Annotated in this window: 7 protein-coding genes; 5 read left to right on the top strand and 2 right to left on the bottom strand. The window is 73.1% G+C overall.

Features of this window, described 5'->3' with window-relative positions:
- Positions 1–292: 292 nt before the first annotated feature.
- Entirely contained in the window at positions 293–1,231 is a 939-nt protein-coding gene (gene ligD, locus ACFY3C_RS30545) for a non-homologous end-joining DNA ligase (protein WP_390773047.1), read from the bottom strand.
- Positions 1,232–1,401: 170 nt separating this feature from the next.
- Here ligD and ACFY3C_RS30540 point away from each other — a divergent pair, with 170 nt between their 5' ends.
- The 4 genes from ACFY3C_RS30540 (at position 1,402) to ACFY3C_RS30525 (ending at position 8,163) form a co-directional block, all read left to right on the top strand.
- Positions 1,402–4,326: a SpoIIE family protein phosphatase gene (locus tag ACFY3C_RS30540; protein WP_390773046.1), complete on the top strand. Its 2,925-nt coding sequence runs from the start codon at positions 1,402–1,404 to the stop codon at positions 4,324–4,326.
- Between the two features lie 86 nt (positions 4,327–4,412).
- Positions 4,413–5,927: a sugar ABC transporter ATP-binding protein gene (locus tag ACFY3C_RS30535; RefSeq protein ID WP_390773045.1), complete on the top strand. Its 1,515-nt coding sequence runs from the start codon at positions 4,413–4,415 to the stop codon at positions 5,925–5,927.
- Positions 5,924–6,970 (top strand): ABC transporter permease, encoded by a 1,047-nt coding sequence (locus ACFY3C_RS30530; protein WP_390773044.1) that lies wholly within the window; start codon positions 5,924–5,926, stop codon positions 6,968–6,970. Before ACFY3C_RS30535 ends, ACFY3C_RS30530 begins: the two co-directional genes overlap by 4 nt.
- A 26-nt stretch (positions 6,971–6,996) precedes the next feature.
- A complete protein-coding gene (locus ACFY3C_RS30525; RefSeq protein WP_390773043.1) occupies positions 6,997–8,163 on the top strand; it encodes a substrate-binding domain-containing protein in 1,167 nt (388 codons plus the stop codon).
- 25 nt (positions 8,164–8,188) lie between these two features.
- Here ACFY3C_RS30525 and ACFY3C_RS30520 read toward each other — a convergent pair whose 3' ends face one another.
- Positions 8,189–11,578 carry a hypothetical protein gene (locus tag ACFY3C_RS30520; protein WP_390773042.1) on the bottom strand — a complete coding sequence of 1,130 codons (3,390 nt, stop codon included), beginning with the start codon at positions 11,576–11,578 and terminating at the stop codon, positions 8,189–8,191.
- A gap of 41 nt (positions 11,579–11,619) precedes the next feature.
- Here ACFY3C_RS30520 and ACFY3C_RS30515 point away from each other — a divergent pair, with 41 nt between their 5' ends.
- Positions 11,620–12,585: a pirin family protein gene (locus ACFY3C_RS30515; protein WP_390773130.1), complete on the top strand. Its 966-nt coding sequence runs from the start codon at positions 11,620–11,622 to the stop codon at positions 12,583–12,585.
- The last annotated feature ends 86 nt before the right edge of the window (positions 12,586–12,671 follow it).

Genomic DNA, 12,671 nt, shown 5'->3' with positions numbered 1-12,671 from the left:
GGATGCCGGTGTCGCTGCCCACGGCCTCCGCTGCCGCGGTGAGGGAGTCAGGGTCGGCCCCCTCGGAGGTCGAGGTGGCTCGCAGACGCCGCCAGCGCAGTTCTATGGCGGCGTCGGGATCCTCGATGAGCCTGTCGCGGGAGGTGTCCAGGTAGACCGATGCGAAAGGGCCCGTCTGCTTGTACAGGGGTTCGAGGAAGGAAAGTCTCATGCTCCGCTCCCGAGTGCACTCTCGAACTGCGCGTCCACACCGAAAGGGGTCGGTCAAGGCTCGCGATCACCTCCTGCCGCTTCATGTGAGGTCGTCCAGGCGCCGTTCTGCCCTGGTGAGGGAGCGTCGGCAGCGACTCAGTCCCTTCCAGGGGTCGCCGTACCTGTTCAGGCGCTCGGGGAGGGTGCGCAGCGTCCACCGGCGCGGGCCCAGCCCCGGCTCGTCGAGTTCCTCCCAGTCCAGCGGAGTGGCGACCGGAGCGTGCGGGCGGGCGCGTACGGCGTAGGGGGCGACCGAGGTCTGGGCGTAGGCGTTGCGCTGGGTGTCCAGGTACAGACGGCCCCGGCGCTTGTTCTTGCGCGGCTCGGTGGTCAGCCGGTCGCTGTGGCGTTCCGCGAGCGTGTCGGCGACTCGCCGGGCGAAGTGCCGGGCGGTGTCGAAGTCGGTGCGCCGGTCGAGCAGGACCAGCAGATGCAGGCCGCGGGATCCGGTGGTCATCAGCGCGGGGTGCAGCCCGAGTTCGGTGAGCAGGTCACCCAACTGTCGGGCACTCCACCGTACGGTCTCGAAAGCGTCGCCGTCGCCGTCGCCGTCGGGAGGGTCGAGGTAGAACACCAGGCGGTCCGGACAGTCCAGGCAGTTCGCGGGACTCAGCCACGGGTGCGGCGTGATGCACGCCTGGTTGGCCAGGTAGACCAGGGTGGCCGTGTCGTCGCAGACCGCCATGGTGAGGCTGCCGCCCTCCTTGGGCACCCGAACGGTGTGGATCCAGTCGGGGAAGTAGTCCGGAACGTCCTTGTGGAAGAAGGACGTTCCCTGGTATCCGTCGGGATGGCGTTCCATGGCCAACGGACGGTTCCTCAGGTGGGTCAGCATCGGGCGCGCCACGGTCCGGTAGTAGTCGATCAGTTCGGCCTTGGTGATTCCGTCGTCCGGGAACAGCTCCTTGTCGGAGTTCGACAACGGCACGCTCCGGCCGCCGACCCGGATCGTGTGCTTCGTCTCAGCTCGGGCACTCATGAGCCACATCCACGATGACCGGGTACCCGTGTCGGCACGGATGTCACGCGAGCGCGGTCGTGGACGGACCGTCCCGATGTGTCACTGAGCGTGACCGTCTCGGCGCGCCATGACTCATGACCGTTATGACCGTATTCTCGTCAATGCCGGGTTTAGGTGAATTGCGATTGATGCGAGTGCGAGCGAGGCGAGGCGTGGTGCGGTCCGGCGGGGAACCGACGCCCTGGGGGCGTGCGACCGGCGGGGCAGGGCCCGTCCGTACCCGTGAGCGGTTCCTGGAGGGGGAGGCGGTCGAGGGAGGCGTACGGTCACCGATCCTGGGTTCCTGGCAGCGCTCCCGGTCCCTGGGGCTCTCGCCGGACCAGGCCGATCTCCCCTTCCGGACGGATTTCGATCCGGACAGCAGGCTCGTCCGTGCTGCGATTCCGGTGCTCGACCGGTTGCAGTCCAGATTCGCCGGCAGCCAGATGAACATCTCCGTCGCCGACGCGCGGGGGATCGTCCTCATGCGCCGCTTCGGCGACGCGTCCATGGTCAGAACCCTCCCCGCGTTCCAGCGCGTCCCGGGATTCGTGTTCGCCGAGCGGTACGCCGGAACCAACGGCATCGGTCTCGCGCTGGCGGAGCGTCAACTCATCCGGGTCTACGGCGCCGAGCACTTCGCAGAGCGCTCCCAGGGCAACGCCTGCCGTGCACTTCCCGTCCGCGACCCGCTCAGCGGGCGCATCGAAGGCGTCCTCTGCTTCGGCTATCCGCGCGGCGCCGAGAACCCGGCGCTCGCCACCGTGATCCGCAAGGCGGCCGAGGCCGTCGAACGGCGGCTGCTCGGGCAGAGTTCCATGCGCGAGCGTGCGCTGCTGCGGTCGTACCTGGACGCCCGGGCCGATGCCGCCGCGGGGCCGCACACCCGCATCGGCGTCGACGAGCTGGCCCCCGAGCTGCACCCCGCCGACCGGGCCGTTCTCCTGGACAAGGCCACCGAACTGATCTCCTGCGCACAGCGGGGCGCCGTGGAGCTGCGCCTGTCCGACGGCCGGCGGGTCACGCTCGTGAGCAGGCCGACGACGAGCGCCTCCGGGGTGGAGGGCATCGCCATCGAAGCCGTCCTGACCGGCCCCGCGTCCCGGCCGCCCGGCGCCGTCCCGAGCCGAGCAGACGACGCTGTCGGAAGCGCCCGGCCCGCCGCCCTGTCCTTCCTCCGGCCGCCCCGAGACCGTCCTGTCCTCCTCGTGCCGGACCGTCTCCACGTCGGCCCGGTGCCCGATCGCCGTGCCGGAGCCGCGCCGGCCCAGGGCGGCGCCGACCGTGAGCGGGCCTACCCCGCCTACCCCGCCTACCCCGCAGCCCCCGCCGGGGAGCCGGACCTTCCCGCGGACTCCCGGCCGCTGGCGAGCGGGCTCGTGCTGGTGGGCGAGCCGACGGTGGGGGAGTACGCCCTGGCCGCGCGCCGCCGCCTGGAGCTGCTCTCCGAGGCCAGCGCCCGCATCGGCACGACCCTGGACGTGCGCCGCACGGCCGAGGAACTCGCCGAGACGGCCATTCCACGGCTGGCCGACTTCGTCACCATCGACCTGCCCGAGTCCGTGCTGCGCGGCGAGGAGTCCGCCGACCCCCTCGGCGAGCTGAAGCGTACGGTGGTGCGCGGCATCCGCGACGACCTGCCCTTCAGCCCGGTCGACAAGCGGATCGACTTCGGCCCGACCACGCCGCAGCTGCGCTGCCTGGTCAGCGGGCAGGCGGTGCTGGAACCGGACCTGAAGGTCGCCGCCGACTGGCTCGCCCAGGATCCCGAGCTGACCGGACAGCTGCTGGCCGCCGTCCACTCCCTCATCACCGTCCCCCTGGTCGCCCGCGGCGTCGTCCTGGGCGTCGCCAGCTTCTACCGCTCGCAGGACCCGGCCCCCTTCGGCGACGACGACCGCTCGCTGGCCCAGGAGCTCGCCTCGCGCGCCGCCCTGTCCATGGACAACGCCCGGCAGTACACCCACGAACGCGCCATGGTCCTGGCCCTGCAGCGCAGCCTGCTCCCGCACGAGCTGCCCGATCTGGACGCCGTCGACGTCGCCCACCGCTATCTGCCCGCCGAGTCCGACGTGGGCGGCGACTGGTACGACGTCATCCCCCTCTCCGGCACGCGCGTCGGCCTCTTCGTCGGCGACGTCGTGGGCCACGGCATGCTCTCCGCCGCCACCATGGGGCGCCTGCGCACCGCCGCACGCAGCTTCGCCGAACTCGACTTCCCGCCGGACGAGGTCCTCGCCCATCTCGACAACGTCGTGGGACGCCTGGACCGGGAGGACCCCGAGTCCGAGGACTTCGGCATCATCGGAGCGACCTGTCTGTACGCCGTCTACGACCCGACCACGCAGCAGTGCGCCATGGCCCGCGCCGGCCACCCCCCACCCGCGCTGGTCGGCCCCGACGGCACCGTCTCGTTCCCCGACCTGCCCGCCGGGCCCCCGCTCGGCCTCGGCGGCCTGCCCTTCGAGACGGCCGAGGTCCACCTGCCGGAGGACAGCCAGCTGGTCCTGTACACCGACGGACTCATCGAGGACCGGGACCGCGACGTCGACGAGGTGCTCGACCACCTCCGCGGCGCCCTGGCGCACTCCGAGCACACACCGGACGAGGCCTGCCAGACCGTGCTGGATCTCGTGGCGCCCGACCACCCCTACGACGACATCGCCCTGCTGGTCGCCCGTACCCACGCCGTGGACCGGAACCGGATCGCCACCTGGGACCTGGCCGCCGACCCGGCCCTCGTCGGCGAGGTCCGCGCGGACGCCGTACGACAGCTGGCCGACTGGGGACTCGACGAGACCGCGTTCGCCGCGGAGCTGATCCTCAGCGAGCTGGTCACGAACGCCGTCCGGCACGGCGCCGGGCCCATCCGGGTACGGCTGCTGCACGCCCACAACCTGATCTGCGAGGTCTCCGACACCAGCAACACCGCCCCGCACCTGCGCCGGGCGGCCAGTACCGACGAGGGCGGCCGCGGACTGTTCCTCGTGGCGCAGCTGTCGCAGAGCTGGGGCACCCGCTACACCACCCAGGGCAAGGTCATCTGGGCCGAATGCGCGCTGGACGCGGCCTGACGGCCGACTGACCCGGAATTCCGTGATTTGCCCCGTTAGTATCCTTTGTGCGTATGGGATGAACCAGCCAGGCCGAATCTCCGGAGATGTCCGTGCCCGACGCTCCACCCCTGGTCCGTGTCCGCGGGCTCGGCAAGCGCTTCGGCGGAACCCTCGCGCTGGCCGGGGTCGACCTCGACGTCCGGGCCGGCAGCGTCCTCGCCCTCCTCGGCCCCAACGGCGCCGGAAAGTCCACCCTCATCAAGGTGCTCGCGGGCGTCCACCACGCCGACGCGGGGCAGATCACCGTGGCCGGGCACCCGCTCGGCACCCGGGAAGCCTCCCGCAGCATGTCCTTCATCCACCAGGACCTCGGTCTGGTGGAGTGGATGACGGTCGCCGAGAACATCGCGCTGAGCACCGGATACCCGCGCCGCGCCGGGCTGATCTCCTGGCGGCGCACCAGGGAGCAGTGCGCCGAAGCCCTGCGGATCGTCGCGGCGCATCTCGACCCCGAGGCGACCGTCGCCCAACTGGCCCCGGCCGAACGCTCGTTGGTCGCCATCGCCCGAGCCCTCGCCGCCCGGGCGAAGCTCATCGTCCTCGACGAGCCCACCGCCCGTCTCCCCGCGGTGGACTGCGCCCGGCTCTTCGGCGTCCTGCACGCCCTGCGCGACCGAGGGCACGGCATCCTCTACGTCACCCACCGCCTCGACGAGGTGTACGAGGTCGCCGACACCTTCGCCGTCCTGCGCGACGGCCGCCTGGTCAGCCACGGCCCGGTGGCCGGCCACAGCCCCGCCCGCCTGGTGCGCGACATCGTCGGTGCGGAGCCGACCGACTTCCACCCCGCCGCAGTCCGTGCCGGCGGTCCGGCCGTCCTGACCCTCGACCGTGTCCGCACCCCTGGCGTGGGACCGGTCAGCCTGGAACTCGCGGCCGGCGAAGTCCTGGGCCTGGTCGGCCTGACGGGCGCCGGACACACGGACCTGGGCCGGGCCCTCGCCGGCACCAGGCCGATCCTCGCCGGGCGGGTGCTCCTCGGCGGCCGGCCCTACCACCCCCGCACCGTCGCGGACGCCGTACGCCTCGGCGTCGGCCTCGTCTGTGCCGACCGCCAACGGGAGGGCTGCGCCGCCGAACTGACGGTACGGGAGAACCTCCTGGCCAACCCCAGCGCGGGCGGCCGGCCGACGTCGCGCTGGATCAGCCCCGGCCAGGAACGTGCCTACGCCACCGCCCTGATCGACCGCTTCTCGGTGCGTCCGCGCGACAGCGAGGCCCCCATCGCCGTCCTGTCCGGCGGCAACCAGCAGAAGGTCATGATCGGCCGGTGGCTGCGCGCGGGCCTGCGTCTGCTGATCCTCGAGGAGCCGACGGCGAGCGTGGACATCGGCGCCCGCACCACGGTCTACCGCCTGCTCGACCAGGCCCTCGCCGCCGGCCTCGGGGCCCTGCTCGTCTCCACCGACTTCGAGGAGGTCACCCGTGTCTGCGGACGCGCGCTGGTCTTCGTCCGCGGATCCCTGACGGCCGAGCTGAGCGGTGCGGGCCTGACGGTCTCCGGGCTCACCCGAGCCGCCTCCGCCCTGCCCGAGTCCGGATCCGCGACCACCTCGTGACCGCCTCGCCCGCCCCGCCCCGGCCGCCCCGGCACCGACCCGGCGGCCACCTCGCCGCCGCCTACGGCCTCCTGGCCCTGACAGCCCTGCTCTTCCTGGTCTTCTCCCTCGCCCTGCCCCGCACCTTCCCCACCCGGGAGACCATCGACTCGATCCTGTCCACCCAGTCGATCCCGGCCATCCTGGCGCTCGCCGCCATGGTCCCCATCGTCACCCGGGCGTTCGACCTCTCCATCGGCTACGTCCTCGGTCTCGCGCACGTCATGGTGCTGCAGCTCATCGTCGACGCACACTGGCCGTGGCCGCTCGCCTGCCTCGTGGTACTTGTCGGAGCGGGCGTCGTGGGCGTCCTCAACGGCGTCATCGTCGAGTTCGGGCAGATCGACTCCTTCATCGCCACGCTCGGAACCGGCAGCATGCTGTACGCCGTGACCGGATGGGTCACCGGCGGTGCCCGCATCGTCCCCGGACCCCGAGGACTCCCCACGGGCTTCACCGACCTCTACGACTCCACGTTCCTCGGCCTGCCCGTACCCGCCCTCTACGTGCTGGCCCTCGCAGCCGCCCTCTGGCTGGTCCTGGAGCGGCTGCCGCTCGGCCGCAGTCTCTACGTCGTCGGATCCAACCCGCGCGCCGCCGACCTGCTCGGCATTCCGACCCGCAAGTACACCGTCTACGCCTTCACCGCGTCGGGGCTGATCACCGGCTTCGCCGGGGTCCTCCTCGCGGCCCAACTGCAGGTCGGCAACCCGAGCGTCGGCCTGGACTACCTGCTGCCCGCCTTCGCGGGCGCCCTGCTCGGCTCCACGGCCGTCAAACCCGGCCGCCCCAACGCCCTGGGCACGCTCGTCGCCGTCGCGGTGCTGGCCGTCGGCCTCACCGGCATCGCTCAGCTGGGCGGCGACTTCTGGACGACCCCGCTGTTCTACGGCGGGACCCTGCTCCTCGCCGTCGGCCTGGCGGGCTACTCCGCTCGCCGCCGCCTGCGCACCGGCACCGCGGCCGCCGGCGACCTGCCCTCCGCGCCGCCCCCACCCCCGTGATCGCGCCGCTTCTGCGAGGAGTTCCTGTGCACGGCACCCGCAAGGCCACCCGCGGCCTCGTCAAGGCCCGGTACACCGCCGCAGCCCTGCTGGCAGCGGCGGCAGCCACCCTGGCCGGCTGCGCACACGGCTCCTCGGACGTGCAGGGAGGCGCCACCACCGGCCCGGCCGGCTGCCCCGCGGTTCACGCCAGGGCGCGGGCCGCGGTGGAACAGGCGGAGAAGACGGACATGCCCTGGGGCGGGCCCACGAACGGCCCCAGGGCGGTGTCCGGCAAGAACATCGTCTTCGTCGCCCAGACCATGACCAATCCCGGAGTCGCGGGCGCCGCGAAGGGCGTACGGGAAGCCGCGCGCGTCATCGGCTGGAAGGTCCGGGTGATCGACGGCGGAGGCACCCCCGCCGGCATCCAGGCGGCCATGAGCCAGGCCGTGACCCTCAAACCCTCGGGCATCGTCATCGGAGGCTTCGACCCCAACTCGACCTCCCAGCAGGTCGCCCGGGCCGACGCGCAACACATCCCGCTCGTCGGCTGGCACGCGCTCGCCGCCCCCGGCCCCAGTCGCCGCCCCCCGCTGTTCACCAATGTCACGACCCGCGTCGAGGACGTGGCGGCCATCAGCGCGCAGTGGGTCATCGCGGACTCCGACGGCCACGCCGGGGTCGTGCTCATCACCGACGCCTCGATCCCGTTCGCCAAGGACAAGTCCGAGCTGATCCGCAAGGAGCTCGCCACCTGCCCGAGCGTGCGGCTGCTCGCGTACGCGAACATCCCCATCGCGGACGCGAGCAGCCGTACCCCGCGCGAGGTCTCGTCGCTCCTCTCCCGCTTCCGGAGCAGGTGGACGCACTCCGTCGCCATCAACGACCTGTACTTCGCCGATGCCGCCCCGGCCTTCCGGGCCGCCGGACTGAAGGGATCCGGCCCGCCCTTCAACATCGGTGCCGGCGACGGCGACCCGTCCGCCTTCCAGCGCGTGGAGACCCGGCAGTATCAGGCGGCCACGGTCCCCGAGCCGCTGTCCCTGCAGGGCTGGCAGATCATCGACGAGTTCAACCGCGCCTACGCGGGGCGGCCCGCCAGCGGCTATGTCGCCCCCGTCCACCTGGCCACGGCGGCCAACAGCGACGCCACCACGGCCTGGGACCCACCGGGTTACCGGGACGGCTACCGAAGGATCTGGGGCCGGTGACCGGTGCCGCCTCGTGCGGGGACCGTCACTCCGACTCCGTCACCGTCCGGTACGCCTCGTGGCGTACATCGGGATGCGCGTGCCCGCGGAGCAGGCGCAGCAGTGACCGCCACTTCTCCGGCCAGTCGAGGCTGCCGCCCGTAGCGGTGACCAGCGCGGTCGCCAGGAGACCGGAGGCGGCACCGCCGTCCCGGGCCAGCCGGTCGGCCGCCGCCAGAAGGGGCCCGGTGTCCTGCGGCAGCGTGTGGCGCGCCCAGGAACCCCGCAACTGGCCGGCGGTCTGTACCGCGACGGTCACCCCGGCGTCCTCCAAGGCGTGCGCCAGGTCCCGCAGACGTCCCAGGAGCACGTCCGGCTCCGAGGCGGGGTCGACCATCCGGCGCAGCAGGTCCGCGCGTTCGGCCGTCAGCAGCGGTTCCGGCGCCAGCTGTCCGACGAGCGCCGCGAGCAGTTCCGGTGGCTCGGACACGCCGGGACCCAGTGACAGCAGCGTTCGCAGCCGCTGCAGGGCGGGTACATCCCGGTGCTCCAGCGCGTCGCTGCCGCCCTCGGGTTCGTGCATGGCCGCCATCAGCGTGGCCACCGCGCCGTGGAACACGCTGCCCGGTGCCGTACCTCCCACGGGATGCGGGAGGTCGGACATGGCCAGGTCGCGCAGCATCCATGCCGCGTACTGCCAGTGCTTACGGCTGCCGAGATCGCAGACCGTACGGGAGATCCGGTCGGCCAGTCCGGGGGCGAAACGGGTCCACACGCCCACGGCCCGCAGGGTGCCGTAGCCCGCGAAGCCGTCGACCGACGCGAGGCACGCGTCGTATGCCGCGTCGACCAGGGCGGCGTACGGGCGGCGGTGTGTCTCGGCCAGCTCCCAGGGGCCGACGTGCAGGAACGCCGCCAGCACGGCGGGGGCGTCGTCGCGTGCGGCGTCCCGGAGGAGGTCCCAGGCCTCGGGCGTACCGAGCAGCGGCGGCAGTGCGCCGGCGACGGCCGCCCGCACGTCCGGGTGGCGGTCGGGTGCGTGAAAGGCACGAGCCAGCAGAGTCACGGCCTGCCGCGGAGGCAGGAAGCGGGCGGCCAGCCGTACGGCCTCCTTGCGGGAGGTCACCTTCGCGGCCCGCTCACCGGTCAGCAACGGGCCCAGCTGCAGGGCGAGTTCGGACGAGGCGGTGAAGCGTGCGGCACGTTCCGCCGCGTACACCGCGACCCGCGCCCGGTCGCCGCCGGCCTGCTCCAGCAGCACCGGCAGCGCCTGTTGCGGCCGGTCGGTCCAGGGCAGCGCGGCGAGCGCCGCTTCGGCGACGACCGTCTCACCGTCGTCCTTGTACCGCATCGCAAGGGCAGAGCCCAGCTCCGGGATCGGTGCGGCGGCGCGGATCACCGCGGCCCGGTCGTCGAGCGGGAGCGAGCCGTCCGCGGCTGCCTGTCCGGCGAGCCGTGCCGCGGCCTGCTGCTGGCGGGGCAGCCAGCGGTCGCTGTCTGCGAGGTCCGGCAGCGGGCGCCGGGAGCCGGGCACCAGGAAGCGGCCGTACGGCGCGGTGTCGTCGAGCAGGGCGTCCAGCAGATCCGTACGCCGCCGGGCCACCACCTGCCGTACGGACGGGAGGACGACCGCCGACGGTTCGCGCGCGATGATCTCGGCGACCCGTTCGTCTCGGGTGGCCGGTGTGGCGAGCCACCGGGCCGCGGCCGCCTCGAAGATGTCGTCGTCGCCGCGTTCCAGGGCCCTGGCCAGCATGTCCTGCAGTTCCGGGACCAGCCGGGCACGGGGACCGAAGGCGTCGGCCAGGCCCAGCAGCAGCCGGAAGTCGGCCCGCCCGACCGCGGCTTCGAGCCACGGGCGCAGCGCCCCGAACACCTCGTGCTCCTGGCCGCGGCGCAGGATCCGGTGCAGCGGACCGAAGTCGGGCACACCGGCCCGGGCCGTGATCCGCTCCAGGGTGCGCAGCGCCCAGGGCCGCAGCGCCGACTCGCCGTCCGTGGCGTACTCGGCCAGGACCCGACCGGCGAGCGTGCGCACCGCCGTCAGGGTGTCCACCGAACAGTCCCGGGCCTCCAGGGCGTCGACCGCGATCCGGTCCAGCAGCGGGGCGTGGTCGGAGCCGAACAGCCGCGGGCGCGCCGCGGCGAGTGCGCGCAGCGCCGCGGCGCGCACCGGATCCTGGTCGTTGCGCAGACGCCCCGCCGCGGTCAGCACCTCGGTGAGCGTCCCGCGGCCGCCGTCGCGGGCGGCGGCTTCCACGAGCAGGCGCCAGGCGACGGCCCGGTCGTCGGCGTCGGGCCGGCGGACCGCGGCGAGCAGCGCGGAGCGCGCCTCGTCGAACGGGCCGTGGGCTAGGGTGTCCAGGTCGTCCGCCCACCAATTGTCGCCGGTGGCCTCGGCCACCACCCGCCGTACCTCCGCCCAGCGGCGTTCGCGGGGCAGCAGGTCGAGTACGGCCAGAACCGGCTCCCCGGGTGCCCCGTCGGCGATCACCGTGTCGAGGAACGCCGGCCGGCGGCCGGGGGCCATGGCCTTCAGCAGCGCGGCGAAGCGGTCACCGCGGCGCAGCCAGTGCCGGCCGAGCGCGGGCAGCGACGCGGGCTCGGCCCGTACCAGCCTGCGGAGCACGCCCGGCGGCGGCACCGGTTCGTAACGCTGTTCGCTGCGGTCGGGGGAGGTGATCCAGCGGACCACCCGCTCGGCGTCGGCGGTGACCAGGGGGCCGAGCCCGCGGTTCAGCGCCAACGGCAGGCTGAGGGGTCCGTACCGCTCCAGCAGGGTCAGCACCCGCTCGGGGCGCAGCGGCGCCAGCACCGCGATCGTGGTGGCGTGCAGGCGCCACCACTCCTCGCGCTGCTGTCCGCGGGCACGGTCGGCCAGGGCCGCCTCGGCGTGGTCCAGCACGGGGTCGGGGTGCCGACGCGCGAGCCGCGCCCAGCCGTCCACGGCGTGCGCGAGCGCGGGCAGCTGCTCCGACACGAACGGGGTGGAGCAGGCCGGCAGCAGGCGCGCGGCCTCGGCGTCACCCCACTCCGCGCGCAGTCGTACGACCAGCCGCTCGGCGAGCGCGGTACGGCCACCGCAGGAGATCAGACGTGCCAGGCGGTACCGCAGGGCGGCCGGTGCGTCGTCGTACGCCGCCTCCACCGCCTCGTCCGGCACGGGCAGGACGCGGGCGGCCCGCAGGGCGTATCCGGCGACGACCGGGTCGGGGTCGGCCAGCCGTGCGGCGAGGAAGCCGACGTCCTGTCCGGCGAAGGCGGCCAGCGCCGCGACCCGCCGCTCGTACGAGCCGCGCGCGTCCAGGTCGGAGAGCAGCGGGGCGAGTTGCTTCCTGTCCGCCAGTCCGTGTGCGGTTCGCGCGGTGTGGGAGAGGCGGGCCGGGAACGAGAGTGGTTCGAGCGCGGAGAGGAGATGGTCCGCGGTGATCTGCATGCGCAGATTGTGCCTGGTCGGATCCGCGCATGCGATCGAATATGCGGTGCGGCAGGAGTGTCCCGAGGACGGGTGGCATGATGGTTGATATGTCAACTATTGATGTGCTGTCCGCGCGGGACGTGCCCCTGGGCGGACCGAGGGCTCTGCTCGTACGTCGGACGCTGCCTCAGCGGGCCCGGACGCTGATCGGAGCCTGGTGCTTCGCCGATCACTACGGCCCCGTCGACGTCACCGTGACCCGCGGCATGGACGTCCCTCCTCATCCGCACACCGGCCTGCAGACCGTGAGCTGGCTGTTCAGTGGGGAGATCGAGCATCGCGACAGCATCGGCACCCACGCCCTCGTACGGCCGGGCGAGATGAACCTCATGACGGGCGGGTTCGGCATCTGCCACTCGGAGGTCTCCACGCCGCGCACCACCGTGCTCCACGGCGTCCAGCTGTGGGTGGCGCTGCCCGAACAGCACCGCAACGCCGAACGCGACTTCCAGCACCACGTGCCCGAACCCGTGCGCGTCGACGGGGCGGAGATCAGGGTCTTCCTGGGCTCACTCGCCGAAGACACCTCTCCGGTGCGGACCTTCACCCCTCTGCTCGGCGCCGAGATCGTCCTCGAACCGGGTGCGACGATCACCCTCGCCGTGGACACCGGCTTCGAGCACGGCCTTCTCGTGGACAGCGGGGACGTCCGGCTGGCCGGCACCGTGCTGCGCCCCGCCGAACTCGGCTATGCGCCCCCCGGCGTCGACGCCCTGACGCTGGTCAACGAGTCGGACGTCCCGGCACGGGCGATCCTGCTCGGCGGTCCTCCGTTCGAGGAGGAGATCGTCATCTGGTGGAACTTCATCGGGCGCAGCCATGAGGACATCGTCCGTGCCCGAGCGGACTGGGAGGCCTCGTCCGACCGCTTCGGCGCCGTCGAGGGGTACCCGGGGAGCCGGCTGCCCGCACCCGCCCTGCCGAACGCCGTCATCACGCCGCGCGGGAACCCGCCGCGCAGCTGACCTCCATCCTTGCGCGGAGATTGCCGAGAGAGGGCCGGACCAGCCGTACGCGACGGCTGGTCCGGCCCCTTGGACGGGGCGGGCTA

It is taken from the genome of Streptomyces sp. NPDC001410 (assembly GCF_042895235.1).
In the GTDB taxonomy this organism is placed as follows: domain Bacteria; phylum Actinomycetota; class Actinomycetes; order Streptomycetales; family Streptomycetaceae; genus Streptomyces.
This window is presented reverse-complemented; position numbering and strand designations above follow the sequence as displayed.

Coding starts and splice junctions, on each gene's coding strand:
- ligD (WP_390773047.1), bottom strand. CDS start 1,231: ATGAGTGCCCGAGCTGAGACGAAGCACACGATCCGGGTCGGCGGCCGG.
- ACFY3C_RS30540 (WP_390773046.1), top strand. CDS start 1,402: ATGCGAGTGCGAGCGAGGCGAGGCGTGGTGCGGTCCGGCGGGGAACCG.
- ACFY3C_RS30535 (WP_390773045.1), top strand. CDS start 4,413: ATGTCCGTGCCCGACGCTCCACCCCTGGTCCGTGTCCGCGGGCTCGGC.
- ACFY3C_RS30520 (WP_390773042.1), bottom strand. CDS start 11,578: ATGCAGATCACCGCGGACCATCTCCTCTCCGCGCTCGAACCACTCTCG.
- ACFY3C_RS30515 (WP_390773130.1), top strand. CDS start 11,620: ATGCGGTGCGGCAGGAGTGTCCCGAGGACGGGTGGCATGATGGTTGAT.